This window comes from Arthrobacter globiformis (assembly GCF_046536215.2).
GTDB classification, from domain to species: domain Bacteria; phylum Actinomycetota; class Actinomycetes; order Actinomycetales; family Micrococcaceae; genus Arthrobacter; species Arthrobacter globiformis_E.
Genome location: NZ_CM143421.1, coordinates 4,708,063 through 4,722,746 on the forward strand (window position 1 = coordinate 4,708,063; position 14,684 = coordinate 4,722,746).

Consider the following 14,684-nt stretch of genomic DNA (forward strand, 5'->3'; position numbering starts at 1 on the left):
TCAACAGGTCCTGCCTAGGAGTTCACCGTGGCCGCCAGGGAAGACATCCTCACCCGACCCCAGATCGACGAAGCCCTCGCAGGCCTTCCCGACTGGCGTTACCGGCTGGGCGGCCTGGTCACCGTCTATAAGACGCCGACGTCCGCTGCCGCGCTGGAGCTGATTGCCGCCGTCGGGCGTGTGGCAGAGGACATGGACCACCATCCGGACCTGGACTGGCGCTACAACCGGGTGTTCATCCGGGTCAGTTCCCACGACGTCGGCGGCGAGGTGACCACGCGGGACACCGGAGCCGCGGCCTCGGTCAGTGCGGCCGCATCGGCGGCGGGCGCCGAGGCACAGCCCGGCCTGTACCGCTCGGTGGAGATCGGCATCGACACTGCCGACGCCGCGGAGATTTCCGAGGTCTGGCGCGTAGCGCTCGGTTACCGGAAGGGCCGGTTCGGCGATCTCGTGGACCCCTACGGCCGCGGGCCCGGGGTGTGGTTCCAGGAGACCGCGACCCCCAGCGACAACCGCCTGCACCTGGACATCCACCGCTCGAAGGCCGAATCGGCACCCGCGCTGGAGAAGACCGCTGCAACCGGGGCCTTAATCAACAGTGACCACGCACCCAATTGGGTGGTGGTCACTGATGCCCAGGGAAACCGGCTCTGCCTGTGCACCGAGGAAGGCCATGAGCCTGACCTCAGCGGGCCCTGACATCCCCGGATTAGGGGGCGGCTAGATCTTCAGCGCTGCCGTCAGCCGCTGCATGTCCTGTTTGGCCCGCGCGCGGCCCAGGAAGACAGCCGCCGCCAGGGCAGCAGCCGTCCCGGCGGCCATGGGAAGGACCCACGGCAGCCACGTCAGGCCCGGCTGGTAGCCCAGCCCCGCCCAGATGCAGATGATCCACGCCAGCATCCCCACCGCCGCAGCGGTGCCGGCCGGCAGGAGGATGCCGTACTTGGAGTGGCGCCGGTCGTTGGCCCACACGATGAAGCCGGCAGCGGCAGTCACCAGGAGCACGATCACGAGGGACAGCACGGCCCGGCCTACAGGGCGCCGAAGCCGACCCGGCGCACTTCCTCTGCGCCGATTTCGACGTAGCCCAGGACGTTGGCCGGGATGATGATCTGGCGGCCCTTCTCGTCGTTCAGGCGCAGCTCGCCGCCCTTGGCGATGGCCTCGGCCACTACTTTGGCCACAGCGTCAGCATCCTGAGCCGATTCCAGCACAATCTCACGGCCGACGTTCTGAATGCCGATCTTTACTTCCACAGCGGGGCCTCCCAGCCAGTCAAGGTTGAAATTTCAAAGGTAGTTTCAGTTGTAGTCTAGGTCTCTTTGGGGAAGCGAGAGATTCCGCGCCAAGCTAAACGGTAAATCAGGTCGCTGGCCACATCCATGTCCAGGGTCCCGTCCGTTTCCAGCCAGTAACGCGCGCTGACATGGGCCATGCCCGCCAGCCCGCGTCCCAGCAGCTGGGCCTCCACGAGCGGCAGCTTGGTGTCCTCGGCGATGACCCGCGCAATGGCCTCGGCGAAGGTCTTGTTGAAGGTCTCCAGGCGCGAGCTGACATCGGCGTCGTTGATCAGGTCCGACTCGAACACCAGCCGGTGCGCCTGGTCATCGCTGTCAATGAACCGGAAGTAGGCGCGCATCACTGCCTTCACGCGCTCTTTGTTGTCCGTGGTGGAGTTCATCGCCCCCATCATGAGCTCGGTCAGGGACTCAAGATGGCTGTCGAGCAGGGCCATGTAGAGTTCCCGCTTTGACGGAAAGTGCTGGTAGAGCACCGGCTTGCTGACGTGGGCCGTTTCCGCGATCTCGTCCATGGCTGCGCCGTGGTAGCCGTTGGCGACAAAAACCTCCTGCGCTGCGGCCAGCAGCTGGGCCCGGCGCTCGTCGCGCGGCAGCCTGGCGGAGCGCTGGCCGGCGGGGCGGACCTGGCCGGCATTGGATTGCGCGGCCTGAGTTCGATCAACCGGTGCATGATGAACCACTGTTGGCCTTCTTTCCTTTGCAGTTAACTTCACTTTACCCGGGGGTAATATGACCGCGCGGTATCTTCAGGCATACATTGAAGTATGGCTTCTCCGTCCACCGCAAATACAGTCCGCACGCACCCGGGCCCCCTCGTCGATCCCGCGCCCGGGCTGAGCACTGAAGAGGTGGAGCGGTATTCCCGGCACCTCATCATTCCCGAGATCGGCGCCCTCGGCCAAAGACGGCTGAAGAACGCGCGCGTCCTGGTTATCGGCGCGGGCGGCCTGGGCGCTCCGGCGCTTCTCTACCTGGCCGCCGCCGGGGTGGGAACCCTCGGGATCATCGACGATGACGCCGTGGACCTGAGCAACCTGCAGCGGCAGGTCATCCACGGAGTCCACGACGTCGGCCGGCCCAAGATCGAATCCGCCCGGGACGCCATCGCGGAGCTGAACCCGCTGGTGGACGTCCGGCTGCACAACGTCAGGCTCGACGCCTCCAACGCCCTGGAGCTCTTCGCCGGCTACGACCTTATCCTGGACGGCGCGGACAACTTCGCCACGCGCTACCTTGTGAACGACGCCGCCGCGATTCTCGGCAAGCCGTACGTGTGGGGTTCGATCTTCCGTTTCGACGGGCAGGTCAGCGTCTTCTGGGAGGAGCGCGGGCCCACCTACCGCGACCTCTATCCGGAGGCGCCGCCGGCCGGTTCCGTGCCGTCGTGCGGGGAGGGCGGCGTGTTCGGCATGCTGTGCGCGGCGGTCGGATCGCTCATGGTGACGGAGGCCGTCAAGCTGATTACCGGCGTCGGGCGTTCCCTGCTGGGCCGGGTGGCGCTGTACGACGCCCTGGGCGGCAGCTGGCGCGAGATCCGGGTGTCCAAGGACCCCGACGCCCCGCGGATCACCGAGCTCACCGACTACGAGGCCTTCTGCGGCATGGCCCCGGAGGCGACAGCCGACACGGAGCACACCGTGACGGCGACGCAGCTGGCCACCATGCTGGCCTCGCGGGAGGCGGGGCTGAAGGACTTCGACCTCGTGGACGTGCGGGAATCGGGGGAGTACGACATTGTCCGGATCGACGGTTCCGTGCTGATCCCGCAGGGGCGCATCCTCTCCGGCGAGGCCTGGGACGAGCTGCCCCAGGACAAGGACATCGTGTTCCACTGCAAGGCCGGGACACGGTCCGCCGCTGTGCTGGCCGCCGCCCGGAAGGCCGGTTACCAGCGCGTCAGCCACCTCGACGGCGGTATCCTCGCCTGGGTCAGGGACGTGGAGCCGCAGAAGCCCGTCTACTGATCCCGCTCCTGTTTCCCTCACCGGGCGATGACGGGGATCTGCCGGCTGTGCAGGACCTTGCCGGTGATCCAGTGCAGCAGGTCCACTGTCAGCTTGTAGTCGCCGGACGCCGGGGGCCGCAGGAGCATGTCGTAGCGTTCCGCGGCGCCGAAGTTGACGAGGCTGGCGCGCATGGGGCTGGTTTCCGAGATGGGTCGGGCTGGCGCATTCGGGTTTGAGGTGTCCCGGAACGGGCGCCCGTCGTGCGAGATCAGTTCCGCCATGGCCACACGCTTTCCCGCGGAGTCGGTGAAATAGGCGTTCACGGGGAAATAGTTGGCGTTCAGCAGGCGCAGCAGGGTGGGCTTGACCGTGCCCCCGTTGGAGACCCGGGCACGGATGCGGGTCAGCTGGATCGGGCCCTCCGCCGTGGGCACCGGGGCAAGTTCGCCGCCCAGCAGGTAGAAGTGCTGCGGGTTGAACCTATCCAGGCCGGCGTCGTCCCCGGAGAGGCCTGCGGCGTGGTTGAGTTCGTGCCAGCGAGGGTCCACCGAATACGGGACCAGGAGGGTCTCGGTGTCGATGTCGTACTCGGGGCCGTCGACGAATGCCCGCCGCGCCCCCTTGGTCACCGGGTAGTCCTTATGTACGGGCGGGTCAATGATCAGAGGGCCGGACATGCCCATCTGCACGTGCAGCGTGGTGTTCACGTGGCAGTGGTAGAAGTACGTGCCGGAGGCGCCGACGTTCGGGTTGCCGGGGATGCCGCGTTCGGGACGCCACTGGTAGGTGTAGGAGCCGGAGACCTCAAAGGAGGTGTGGCCCACGCCGTCGTTCCGGGGATCGGGCTCCATGCCGTGCCAGTGGACCGTGTGGACCCGCTTGCTCGGGTGGATCGTGCCGTGGAACAGCTGGCCCTCCGTGAGACGCACCAGGGGAGCGGGGAAAATCCGGCCCGAGTTCTCGGTCTCGAACGTCCACATCTCGAACTCGCCGCCGTCGTCGAACTTCATCTTCCGGTTGAAGAACTTGAACTCGTGGGCGACGTCGGGCTTCAGGGGGAACTCGGTTGCCGGGCTCCCCTCGTGCATCTGGTGCGAACTGAAGTCCACCTGGCTGCGGAACAGCTCGTGCGGCTGGGTGGCGTTGACAGGCCCGGGGGCTGCGAGGGTCCAGTGGCCCACCAGGCCGCCCGGGTACATGCCGCCGCGCGCCACCTGCGACGGCTCCGCGTGGCAGTGCATCGGGTAATTCCAGTCTGTCTTCCGGGCGGTCCACACCGGGTCGACGGCCTCCGGCGGGCGCCGCATCGGAAGCATCGACTCCGTGCGGTCCAGCGGATGCATCTCAACGACGTCTTCCCACTGCTGGAGCACCACGTGCCCTTCGGCGTCCACCCGCCCCCCGGTGCGGGGAAAAGGCTCACCGTTGCGCTGGACGGTCCAGAGATGGTTTCCGTGGAAATGCAGTTGGTGGTGGACCACGCCCGCATTGACAAAGCGCATGAGCTGGCCGGCGCGGACGGTGCCGGCCGCGGCGCTCAGGCTGAAGTTCCGGACGTCGATCTGGCGCGCCGAGCCGGACATCAGGGTGTCCTCCTCCCGGACCCGGTTCAGCGCCTCATCCGTGGAGGCGGCCAGGGACTGGTAGCCGCTGCGCCCGTTGAGCGTGAAGTAGCGGGGCAGCACGGGCGTCCTGTCCGGGTCCACGGTGCCCTGCCGGGAGGCGATGCCGGCCCAGACCGGATCCACGTTTGAAGTATCCACAGCCACTGGCGCTCGAATTCCGGTCCGTCGACGCCGGCCAGCCACGGCGAGTCGGGGTTCACCACCAGCAGGGCGCCGAACAGGCCGAGGACCCGCTGCACCGGGTCCGCGTCGGGGTCTGCCGGGTCGGCGCCGGGGTCGCAGTACAGGTAGGCGCCTTCCGTGGGCGCCTTGAAGGTCAGCGTCTTGCTTTGGCCGGGCTTGATGGCCCCGGTTCCGACGTGGCCCTTCGCCGGGCCCGCGTTGAGGAACTGCAGCGCGTGGTCCTGGGTGAGGTTGTTGGTTACGCGGATACTGATGGTGCTGCCGGTCTCCGCGATGAGCGTCCGGTCCGGGAAGAAGCTGGCCCAGTGGGCGCGGCGGACCAGGAACTCTCCGGGGTTCAGCGGGTCCTTGGCTGCCGGCGTGGGCCGCCCCAGGGCAGGCACCGCGGCTTTGAGCGGATAGGTGCGGCTTGCCACGACGGAGCCGTTGCGCAGGAACACCCGGGGACTCACGAAAAGGCTGGGCTTCGGACCCTTAACCGCCGTCCTGCGGTCTCCGAACCCGCGGTGGTAGACCAGCGTGCCGTCCACCATCGGTAGGTAGCCGTCGTTGATGTGAAGGTCCAGGGGGCTCACGAGGCCACCTTGGCGACAGTGAGCAGCGGCAGGGCCAGGGCCTGGGCGGCGTCGTCCTCCAGCCCCGTGTACTCGATCTCCATGGCGACGGAATCGTGCGGGGCAAGGTAGCTGATCCAGACCTGTTCGGTGGCGCCGGCGGCGATCGTGCCGGAGCCGCGGTCGGCGTCCTGCGGGGCCACCGTGATGCCGGAGGGAAGGAGCTTGAGGCGCAGCTGTCCGGGGCTGAACAGCACCGGCTCGGGCCGGACATTGGTGAGTGCCACTTCGAGCACGACGACGTCACCCCAGGTGAAGTTGCCGGGCTGCGGCCAGTCGGAGTCCAGCAGTGGGTCGCTGTGGTGGTCATCCACGGTGGCGCCCCGCCGGCTGGAAACGCGCCGGATTCCGGGCTCGCCGGCCGCGGCTGCGCGCCGCGTTCCGTCCGTGACCTGCGATATGGCCGAGGCGAGCGGTGTGGCAGCGGGCTGCCCCTGCGCATCAAGCCTGGCCAGCCGTCCCGCATCCACGAGGGACAGTGTCCCGAAAGCCGTGGAAAGCCCGGCTCCGCCGCCAGGTCTGCTGCGGGAGACTATGCCGTAGGTCCCGCCGCCCACCAGCAGAAGTGCTCCGCCGCCCAACAGAAGTCCGAATTGCCGCCGGCTCAGAGGCGCGATGGCAGGGGCCGGTGAAGGAAAATTCATGACTGCTCCCCAATATTGTTTTCACGGGCAACCTCAATGCTGCGCGGGGAGCCTATGGAAAGCTTGTGGGGTCCTGTTTGTCAGAACATGAGCAGGTTAAGCGGAGTTCCTGCGTGTCCCGTCTTCCTGCGGCAGGCTGCCCGCGGCGAGGGCGCTGTGGTCCACCGGGCACTCGGCCTTGGACGCGGCAGCCGGCTGCTCCACCGTGATGCCGTACAGGGTTTCCAGGGCAGCGACGTAGTCGTCCTGCTGGCCGTTGGATGCCAGCTCGCGGGCGCGCACCGTGGGGACATGGAGCAGCTGCTTCACCATGCGGCGCAGCGCAAACTCCACCTCTTCGGCAGCGGCGGTGCAGCCGTGGCGGGCCCGCACCTTTTCCATCTCCGCGTCGAGCACGTTCATGGTGTGGCGGCGGAGGGCCACAATGGCTGAGTCCACGGACCGCGCCTCGCGTTCCTGCTCAAACGCCTGGGCAGCGCCGGAAACCATGGTGCTGGCCTGGGCGAGAGATTCCGCCTGCTCCTGGGGAGCTGCGAGCCGCACGGACTCCAGCGTCAGCAGCTCCACGCCGTCGAGCTCTCCGACGGCGGGATCAAAATCGTGGGTGAGCGCCAGGTCGATGGCGATCAGCGGCTGGGTGGATCCGGCGCGGACCTGGGCGAGCTCATCGGCTTCCACCCTGGTGTCCGAGCCGCTGCAGCCGATCATGACGTCGGCAGCGGCGACCGCGGCGTGCAGGGAGTCGCCGTCGAGGGCGGTCCCGCCGCGCGTTGCCACGAAGGTGGCGGCGCGTCCCGACGAGGAGAACACCGAGACGTCGCGGCAGCCGCGCTCGCGAAGCAGCGCCATGGTGGCGCCGGCGTAGGCGCCGGTGCCGAACACCACGACCTTCTTCTTCGACCAGTCGGTCTCTTCGGAAAGGTCGGTTGCGAGGTCGAGCGCCACGGAAACGATGGACAGGCCGCGGGAGCCGAGGGCGGTCTGCGCGCCGACGTCCTTGGCGGTCTTGGAGGCGGCCTGGAACAGGCGGACCAGCCCGGCGCTTGCCGTGCCTTCATGCTGGGCGGTGATCAGGGCCCGGCGGACCTGCCCCGCGATTTCGCGTTCGCCCACCACCGCGGAGTCGAGCCCGGAGCTCACGGCGAACAGGTGCTTGGTGACCTCGGGGCCGGTGTTTGTGCTGAACGAACGGGAGACCAGCTGCTCGCTGAGTCCGCTCGATTCGCTGATCTGGCCCACCAGGGCAGCGCGTGCGGCCTCCACGTCGTCGGCGTGCGGCGCCTCGCCGTAGATTTCGTAGCGGTTGCAGGTGGCAAGGACAACGGCGCCCTTGACCGCCGGGGAACCGGCGAGGGCGGACGTGGCAATGCCAGAAGAACCGTTGCTCAGCTGAGCAACGGTTTCGAGGTCGATGTCGGCGTGTGTAGCCACCAATGAGAAAAGAACCACAGCAGGACAATCATAGCTTTTTCGCACCCTCGTAGAACAACCCTTCAAACGGATAGGGGCTTTCGGCGGCTGTGATTCTTGCCACCCGCGCGAGGGGCTGCCGCGGACTGACAAGCTGTCGTTATCTTTTGGTGGCGAATTTGGGCACAATCAAAGGCATGACTTCTAGCGCTGTAACCCCCGCCGGTACCGGACTCGACGCAGGCCACCCGCTTCGCGACGGACGCACTGCAGACTCTCCGCTCATCACGGCGTACCGCGGCGGCAAGCCCAGCCGCCGCCCGGTGTGGTTCATGCGCCAGGCGGGGCGTTCCCTGCCTGAGTACCTGAAGGTGCGCGAGGGCGTCGCCATGCTGGACTCCTGCCTGCGGCCCGAGCTTGCCTCTGAAATCACGCTGCAGCCGGTGCGCCGGCACGACGTTGACGCGGGCATCTTCTTCTCCGACATCGTCATTCCGCTGAAGCTGGCCGGCGTCGGCGTCGACATCGTCCCCGGTGTGGGGCCGGTCCTGGACAAGCCCGTGCGGACCGCCGCCGACGTCGCCGCTCTGCCGCGCCTCACCGAGGAGTCCCTGGAACCCATCCGGGAAGCGGTCCGGCTGACCGTGGACCAGCTCGGCAAGACCCCACTGATCGGCTTCGCCGGTGCACCCTTCACACTGGCCGCCTACATGGTGGAAGGCCGGCCCTCCCGTGACCACCTTGGTCCGCGCACCATGATGCATGCCGACCCCGAGACCTGGACGGCGCTGGCCAACTGGGCCGCGGACGCCTCGGGCCTGTTCCTGCGCGCGCAGCTGGAGGCCGGTGCCTCGGCCGGGCAGCTGTTTGACTCCTGGGCGGGTTCGCTCGGCCTGGCCGACTACACCCGCTTCGTCGCCGCTGCCTCATCCCGCGCGCTGGACCACGTCCGCGACCTGGGCGCGCCGCTGGTCCACTTCGGCACCGGCACCTCCGAACTCCTCGTGGCCATGCGCGACGTCGGTGTTGACGTCGTCGGCGTGGACTACCGGCTGCCGCTGGATGAGGCCAACCGCCGGCTGGGCGGCACCGTCCCGCTGCAGGGCAACATCGATCCGGCACTGCTGTCTGCCCCGTGGGAAGTCCTTGAGGCGCACGTCCGCGAGGTCATCGCATCGGGCGCGGCAGCCCCCGGCCACGTGCTGAACCTTGGCCACGGCGTGCCGCCCGAAACCGACCCGGACGTCCTGACGCGCGTCGTCGAACTCATCCACTCCATCTCTCCGGAGTAAAGGGCCGTGGCTGCGGGCAGTCTTCCCGCTCCCGTACGCACGGCACTGGTGGTTGGGGGCGGCATCTCCGGCCTCCTGGCCGCCCGGGAACTGGCCCGGGCGGGCCTCGGCACCACGGTGCTGGAAGCTGCCGACGCCTGGGGCGGCTGCGTGGGCCGGCACGACGTCGCCGGGCTGACGCTGGACAGCGGCGCCGAGTCGTTCGCCACCCGTTCCACCGCCGTGGCAGACCTGGCCGCCGAACTCGGGCTGGGCGGGCATATCGTCTCCCCGCGGCCCGGCGGCGCCTGGGTGCAGCTGCCGGGCGGCCCCCGCGAACTTCCCAAGACCGGCGTGCTGGGCATCCCGGCCAATCCGTGGGACCCGGAGGTCCGCCGCTCGCTCGGCCTGGGCGGCTCGCTGCGCGCCTCGCTGGACAAGCTGCTCCCTGCCTCCGTTGGGACCACCGCCGAGGTTTCCAGCGTCTCCGCGCTGGTGCGGGCCCGGATGGGACGCCGCGTCCTGGAACGGCTGGTGGAACCCGTGGTGGGCGGCGTTCATTCGGCTGATCCCGGCCTGCTCGACGTCGATATGGTCGCCCCGGGCCTGCGTGCAGGCATCGTGCGGCACGGTTCGCTGGCGGCGGCTGTCGCCGCCCAGCGCAAGGGGGCCGGAACGCCGGGGGCCCAGACGCCAGGCGCCCAGACCCCAGGCAAACCCGCCAAGGCGGGCTCCGCCGTCGCCGGCCTGAGGGGCGGAATGCACACCCTCGTCACGGAGCTGGTGGCTGACCTCCGGGCGCGCGGCGTGCAGCTGCTGACCGGTACGGCCGCCACCGCCGTTACCCGCACCCCGCAAGGCTGGGAGGTTGCGGCGGGGGAGGGAAGCTTCGCGGCCGACATCCTGGTGGTCGCGCTGGACGGGCCGTCCGCCGTGCGGCTCCTCGCGGAAGCCGTCCCCGCCCTGGCCGGGCATCAGCCCGGACCCGGGCCCGTGGTCAAGCTTGTGACACTCGTAGTTGACCTCCCTGCGCTGGACCGGCGGCCGCGCGGCACTGGAATCCTGGTGGCGCCGCAAACGGAGCGAATCCGGGCGAAGGCCCTCACCCACGCCACCGGCAAATGGGACTGGGTGGCGGAAGCGGCCGGACGCGGCAGGCACGTGCTGCGGCTCTCCTACGGGCGCAGCGAGGGAGGATCGGCCGCAACGGCCGGTGCCGTGGCCGGGACGGATTCGGCCTCGGACGAGCAACTGCTTGACATGGCTTTGCAGGACGCGTCAGCCCTGCTGACCGTGCCCGTCACACGGGAGTCGCTGGTGGACTGGGACGTCGTCAGCTGGGCCGGAGCGCTGCCGTTTGCCGCCGTGGGACACCGGCAGCGGGTTGCCGAAGTGCGGCAGGTCTGCGCGGGCGTTGACGGGCTGCTGATGGTGGGCGGCTGGCTGGCCGGCAACGGGCTGGCGGCTGTGGTGGCGGACACGAAAAAGCAGCTCGCGGGCTTCCTGGCGTAAGGCCGACTCGCCAGGCACAGGTCGCCCCGCAGACAGGTTCCCTGCCGCCCGCGATACCTGCTGGCCGGCCTGCCCGCAAGTTTTCCCCGGCGCGAGAATGTGTCTAGGGTCGATGACTATGGTCAATCAGAAGTCCGATGGTTTTCGTTCGCTGACTGGTTTCCATGGGGGTCTTCGGCGCGGCACCGCAGCGGCTGCATTCGGAGCGGTACTGGTCTTGTCCGCAGGTGTTCCTGCATCCAACGCTGCGGCATCCCTGCTGCCGGAACCCGATCAGGGCGGCACGTCCGGCGGAACGCGGCTGGACGTCAAAGTCGACGCCGCGGGCCTTGAGGCCTGGGCCGCGGCCGCACTGTCCACCAAACCCGCACCCACGCCCTCGGTCTCACCCTCGCCGTCGGTCTCACCGTCGCTGCCGCCCTCGCTGGCGCCGCGGGTTCCGACGCCGGACCCGTCCGTGACCATCTCAGCCGGCCCCACGCCTGCCGTTCCGGTGCCTTCGCCTTCTGTTCCGGTCCCGTCAGTTCCGGTTCCGACTTCGCCCGTTCCGGTCCCGTCCGTGCCACTGCCGACCACTCCCGCGCCGTCATCTCCCGCCCCGTCGCCGGGTCCGTCTGGAGGTTCGGCGCCCGCCCCGACCCGGTCGGCCAGCCCGGCCGCGCCGTCCTCGCCGGCAGCCCCCTCCACGCAAGGAACGGCATCGCCATCGGCCAGCCAGTCAGGATCGCCGGCAGGAACCGGCGGCTGGTCCGGGACCTCAGCCGGCACCGGCAGCACGCCTGCCGGCCAGGCCCCGGGCAGCGCGCCCGGAACCACCGGATCCGCTGGCCCGGCCGCCGGCAGCTCCGCAGGCGAAGCGGCCACCGAAACCCCGTCCGTGGACGCGAGCCCGTTCGCGGAAATTACGGGCCTGTCAGGCGGGGCCGGCCTGCGGGGCCGCTCGGCCGCGGGCGTCGCCGGCGGAGTCTGGGGTTCGGCACAGCTTGGCGGACCCAACAACATGGCCACCATCAGCTCGCCCTACACCCGCGGACCGGCCGAAAATGCTGTCATGGGTGCGTCGCGGAGCGGCACGATCGAACCCCAGGTGTGGTGGGGAGCAGGGCTGCTGGCGCTTGCCGGGGCTGCAGGCGTGGCAGCAGTCCGGATCCGGCGGTCGCTGTGAAATAAACCACTTCTACGCGTTGTAGAAGTTGAGTTTTTCGACTTAGGCCGCATGGAAGGGGCAGGATAGTAACCATGAGCCACACTCCTGCCGAATCTGTCACTAAAACCGAAGAATCAGCCGAGCAGTTCTTCACCCTCTGGACCGTTTTCAAGCGCTCCTCCGAGGTCCTCCGCAGCGCCGATGCTGCCGAGGACTTCGACGCCCTGGTGGCGCGCCTGGCCGAAGGAGGGGTGACCCACCGCGGAAGCTACGACGTTTCCGCCATGCGTGCCGACGCCGACGTCATGGTCTGGCTCCACGGCCCCAAGCCCGAGGCGCTGCAGCAGGCCATCCGTGACATCCGCCGCAGCAAGCTGTTCGCCGGGACCGAGCTCGTGTGGTCCGCCATGGGCGTCCACCGCGAGGCGGAGTTCGCCAAGAACCACACCCCGGCGTTCTCCCGCGGTGTCGAGCCGGCCGAGTGGCTGTGCGTGTACCCGTTCGTCCGCTCCTACGAGTGGTACCTGCTGCCGGACGATGAGCGCGGCAAGATGCTGCGCGACCACGGCCTGCTGGGCCGGGACTTCCCGCAGGTCATTTCCAACACCGTTTCCTCGTTTGCCCTCGGTGACTGGGAATGGATCCTCGGCCTGGAGGCCCCCGAGCTCGTGGACCTCGTGGACCTGATGCGCCACCTGCGTTCCACCGAAGCGCGCAACCACGTCCGCGAGGAAATCCCGTTCTACACCGGCCGCCGGATCACGTCCGGCGAGATCGCCGAGGTCCTGGCATGAGTCCGCTGGATCCCCAGGACGGCGCCGTGAATCCCGTCACCGAGACCGGCAGGATGGCCCCCAAGGAATACGACGGCATCCTCCTCGCCTCATTCGGCGGGCCCGAGGGCCAGGACGATGTGATCCCGTTCCTCCGCAACGTCACCCGCGGCCGGGGGATCCCCGATGAGCGCCTCGAAGAGGTGTCCCACCACTACCGCGCCAACGGCGGCGTCAGCCCCATCAACCAGCAGAACCGCGAACTGAAGGCCGCCCTCGAGGCCGAACTGTCCGCGCGCGGCATCGGGCTGCCCGTGCTGTGGGGCAACCGCAACTGGGACCCCTACATCCCGCAGACGCTCCAGGACGCGTACGACGCCGGCCACCGCCGGCTGCTGATGCTCACCACCAGCGCGTACTCCTGTTACTCCAGCTGCCGCCAGTACCGTGAGGACATCGGCATGGCGCTGACCGAAACCGGGCTTGACGGCCGGCTGGAAGTGGACAAGGTCCGCCAGTACTTCGACCACCCCGGCTTCGTGGAACCCTTCATTGCGGGCACCGCCGAGGGAGTCGCCGAGGTGCGCGCGCAGCTGGCCGCCGCCGGCAAGCCCGACGCCCCCATCCACGTCCTCTTCGCCACCCACTCCATCCCCACCCGGGATGCCGTGGCCGCGGGCCGTTCCGAGGACGAACCCCGCGAGTTCGCGGAGGATTCCGCCTACGTGGCACAGCACCTCGCCAACGGGGCGGAGATCATGCGCCGCGTGGAAGCCGACTCCGGCCTGGCCGCCCCGTGGTCCCTCGTCTACCAGTCCCGGTCCGGCGCCCCGCACATCCCGTGGCTCGAGCCGGACATCAACGACGCCATCGAGGAGCTCGCCAAGCAGGGCGTCGCGGGCATCGTGATCGTGCCGCTGGGCTTCGTCAGCGACCACATGGAGGTCGTCTGGGACCTGGACACCGAAGCGCTGCAAACCTGTCAGGACCTGGGTGTCGCCGCCACGCGGGTGCCCACACCGGGAACGCACCGCCGTTTCGTGGAGGGGCTCGTGGAGCTGATCTGCGAACGCACCGTGGCCAACAACGTCGCGGACCGCCAGGCCGTCACCGGCCTCGGCCCCTGGTACGACGTATGCCGTCCGGGCTGCTGCGAAAACTTCCGCGGCGAAAAGCCCACCATTGCCGGCGCCGACACCACCGTCGGGCAGGGGCACGATCCCTACCCGGCCGGACAGGACGCGAAGTGACGGTACGGATCGGCACCAGGGCGAGCAAGCTCGCCCTGACCCAGACGCAGCAGACCGCCGACCGGCTGGCCGCCGTCGGAGGTTTCGACGTCGAGCTTGTCCATGTCAGGACCGACGGCGACGTCCTCACCGGCTCGCTGTCCCAGATGGGCGGCACCGGCGTCTTCGTGGCCGCGCTGCGCGATGCGCTGCTGCGGAACGAATGTGACGTCGCCGTCCACTCCCTGAAGGACCTGCCCACGGGTTCCGCCCCGGGCCTGGCGCTGGCCGCAACCCCGCCCCGGGTGGACGTCCGCGATGTCCTCTGCGCCCGCGACGGCCTCAAGCTGGCCGACCTGCCCAAGGGCGCCCGCGTGGGCACCGGCTCTCCCCGCCGGGCGGCACAGTTGCGCGCCGTCCGCCCCGACCTGGACATCGTGGACATCCGCGGCAACGTGGATACGCGTCTGGGCCGGGTGCCCGGCCTGCCGGGCAACGCCACCGACGCCGTGGTTGACGGGAGGTCGTGCGACCTCGACGCCGTCATCCTCGCCGCCGCCGGACTCGAGCGGATCGGCCGCCTGGACACCGTCACCGAATACCTGGAGACGGACATCATGCTCCCGGCCGCCGGGCAGGGATCGCTGGCCATCGAATGCCGCACGGCCGAGGCGCCCCGCCGGGCAGGGTCCACCGAGGGCTCACAGGGCGTGCTCGCCCAGGCACTGGCCGCCCTGGACGACGCCGACACCCGGCTTGCGGTCACGGCTGAACGTGCGCTGCTGGCCCGGCTCGAGGCAGGCTGCGCCGCCCCTGTGGGCGCGTACGCGTACCGCAAAGGCAGCATGCTCCACCTGGAAGCCGTGGTCTGTGCCGTGGACGGCACCGCCTCGGTGCGGGACAAGCGGGCCACGGACGGACTCACCGAGGTGGGCGCCACCCTGCTCGGAATCGAACTGGCCGAGGCCCTGCTGGCGGCAGGGGCTGCGGACATCGCGGACCTGACGGCGTCCTGACCGCAGCCGG

General features: G+C 69.2%; 16 protein-coding genes. 8 read left to right on the forward strand and 8 right to left on the reverse strand.

Annotation, left to right across the window (positions count from 1 at the left end; translation table 11 throughout):
* Positions 1 to 27: 27 nt before the first annotated feature.
* Positions 28 to 702 (forward strand): 4a-hydroxytetrahydrobiopterin dehydratase, encoded by a 675-nt coding sequence (locus tag R5O87_RS21425; RefSeq protein WP_410553960.1) that lies wholly within the window; start codon positions 28 to 30, stop codon positions 700 to 702.
* Positions 703 to 723: 21 nt separating this feature from the next.
* On the opposite strand, the gene R5O87_RS21430 is transcribed toward R5O87_RS21425, so the two are convergent.
* From R5O87_RS21430 to R5O87_RS21440, 3 genes are read right to left on the reverse strand one after another with little or no spacing between them, the layout of a single operon-like run.
* Complete coding sequence (locus R5O87_RS21430; RefSeq protein WP_410553961.1) at positions 724 to 1,026, reverse strand: hypothetical protein; 303 nt, start codon at positions 1,024 to 1,026, stop codon at positions 724 to 726.
* 8 nt (positions 1,027 to 1,034) lie between these two features.
* Positions 1,035 to 1,259, reverse strand: a complete 225-nt coding sequence (locus R5O87_RS21435; protein WP_410553962.1) for a DUF3107 domain-containing protein — start codon at positions 1,257 to 1,259, stop codon at positions 1,035 to 1,037.
* Positions 1,260 to 1,315: 56 nt separating this feature from the next.
* On the reverse strand, positions 1,316 to 1,984 hold the full coding sequence (locus R5O87_RS21440; RefSeq protein ID WP_410553963.1) for a TetR/AcrR family transcriptional regulator: 669 nt from the start codon (positions 1,982 to 1,984) through the stop codon (positions 1,316 to 1,318).
* An 84-nt stretch (positions 1,985 to 2,068) separates the two neighbouring features.
* On the opposite strand from R5O87_RS21440, the gene moeB reads away from it, so the two are divergent.
* Complete coding sequence (gene moeB / locus R5O87_RS21445; RefSeq protein ID WP_410553964.1) at positions 2,069 to 3,268, forward strand: molybdopterin-synthase adenylyltransferase MoeB; 1,200 nt, start codon at positions 2,069 to 2,071, stop codon at positions 3,266 to 3,268.
* A 17-nt stretch (positions 3,269 to 3,285) separates the two neighbouring features.
* Here moeB and R5O87_RS21450 read toward each other — a convergent pair whose 3' ends face one another.
* From R5O87_RS21450 to R5O87_RS21465, 4 genes are all read right to left on the reverse strand, one after another.
* Positions 3,286 to 4,833 carry a multicopper oxidase domain-containing protein gene (locus R5O87_RS21450; RefSeq protein ID WP_410554092.1) on the reverse strand — a complete coding sequence of 516 codons (1,548 nt, stop codon included), beginning with the start codon at positions 4,831 to 4,833 and terminating at the stop codon, positions 3,286 to 3,288.
* Positions 4,834 to 4,859: 26 nt separating this feature from the next.
* On the reverse strand, positions 4,860 to 5,633 hold the full coding sequence (locus tag R5O87_RS21455) for a multicopper oxidase domain-containing protein (protein ID WP_410553965.1): 774 nt from the start codon (positions 5,631 to 5,633) through the stop codon (positions 4,860 to 4,862).
* Positions 5,630 to 6,316, reverse strand: a complete 687-nt coding sequence (locus tag R5O87_RS21460) for a hypothetical protein (protein ID WP_410553966.1) — start codon at positions 6,314 to 6,316, stop codon at positions 5,630 to 5,632. The genes R5O87_RS21455 and R5O87_RS21460 overlap by 4 nt, the downstream gene beginning before the upstream one ends.
* Positions 6,317 to 6,412: 96 nt before the next feature.
* Complete coding sequence (locus R5O87_RS21465; RefSeq protein WP_410553967.1) at positions 6,413 to 7,765, reverse strand: glutamyl-tRNA reductase; 1,353 nt, start codon at positions 7,763 to 7,765, stop codon at positions 6,413 to 6,415.
* A 158-nt stretch (positions 7,766 to 7,923) separates the two neighbouring features.
* Here R5O87_RS21465 and hemE point away from each other — a divergent pair, with 158 nt between their 5' ends.
* On the forward strand, positions 7,924 to 9,018 hold the full coding sequence (hemE, locus tag R5O87_RS21470) for a uroporphyrinogen decarboxylase (protein WP_410553968.1): 1,095 nt from the start codon (positions 7,924 to 7,926) through the stop codon (positions 9,016 to 9,018).
* A 6-nt stretch (positions 9,019 to 9,024) separates the two neighbouring features.
* Complete coding sequence (hemG, locus tag R5O87_RS21475) at positions 9,025 to 10,509, forward strand: protoporphyrinogen oxidase (protein WP_410553969.1); 1,485 nt, start codon at positions 9,025 to 9,027, stop codon at positions 10,507 to 10,509.
* Positions 10,510 to 10,782: 273 nt separating this feature from the next.
* Here the strand turns inward: hemG and R5O87_RS21480 are convergent, their stop codons facing one another.
* Entirely contained in the window at positions 10,783 to 11,373 is a 591-nt protein-coding gene (locus R5O87_RS21480; RefSeq protein WP_410553970.1) for a hypothetical protein, read from the reverse strand.
* Positions 11,374 to 11,386: 13 nt separating this feature from the next.
* Between R5O87_RS21480 and R5O87_RS21485 the strand changes: the two genes are divergently transcribed.
* From R5O87_RS21485 to hemC, 4 genes are all read left to right on the forward strand, one after another.
* The gene (locus R5O87_RS21485; protein WP_410553971.1) at positions 11,387 to 11,674 is read left to right on the forward strand and encodes a hypothetical protein; all 288 of its coding nucleotides are present in this window, start codon (positions 11,387 to 11,389) and stop codon (positions 11,672 to 11,674) included.
* A 74-nt stretch (positions 11,675 to 11,748) separates the two neighbouring features.
* Positions 11,749 to 12,450: a hydrogen peroxide-dependent heme synthase gene (hemQ, locus tag R5O87_RS21490; RefSeq protein WP_410553972.1), complete on the forward strand. Its 702-nt coding sequence runs from the start codon at positions 11,749 to 11,751 to the stop codon at positions 12,448 to 12,450.
* Complete coding sequence (locus R5O87_RS21495; RefSeq protein ID WP_410553973.1) at positions 12,447 to 13,679, forward strand: ferrochelatase; 1,233 nt, start codon at positions 12,447 to 12,449, stop codon at positions 13,677 to 13,679. The genes hemQ and R5O87_RS21495 overlap by 4 nt, the downstream gene beginning before the upstream one ends.
* Positions 13,676 to 14,674 carry a hydroxymethylbilane synthase gene (gene hemC, locus R5O87_RS21500; protein ID WP_410553974.1) on the forward strand — a complete coding sequence of 333 codons (999 nt, stop codon included), beginning with the start codon at positions 13,676 to 13,678 and terminating at the stop codon, positions 14,672 to 14,674. Before R5O87_RS21495 ends, hemC begins: the two co-directional genes overlap by 4 nt.
* The last annotated feature ends 10 nt before the right edge of the window (positions 14,675 to 14,684 follow it).

Excerpts from the sequence above, each read along its gene's own strand:
- hemQ (WP_410553972.1), top strand. The coding sequence starts at position 11,749 with ATGAGCCACACTCCTGCCGAATCTGTCACTAAAACCGAAGAATCAGCC.
- moeB (WP_410553964.1), top strand. The coding sequence starts at position 2,069 with ATGGCTTCTCCGTCCACCGCAAATACAGTCCGCACGCACCCGGGCCCC.
- R5O87_RS21450 (WP_410554092.1), bottom strand. The coding sequence starts at position 4,833 with ATGTCCGGCTCGGCGCGCCAGATCGACGTCCGGAACTTCAGCCTGAGC.
- hemE (WP_410553968.1), top strand. The coding sequence starts at position 7,924 with ATGACTTCTAGCGCTGTAACCCCCGCCGGTACCGGACTCGACGCAGGC.
- R5O87_RS21460 (WP_410553966.1), bottom strand. The coding sequence starts at position 6,316 with ATGAATTTTCCTTCACCGGCCCCTGCCATCGCGCCTCTGAGCCGGCGG.
- R5O87_RS21495 (WP_410553973.1), top strand. The coding sequence starts at position 12,447 with ATGAGTCCGCTGGATCCCCAGGACGGCGCCGTGAATCCCGTCACCGAG.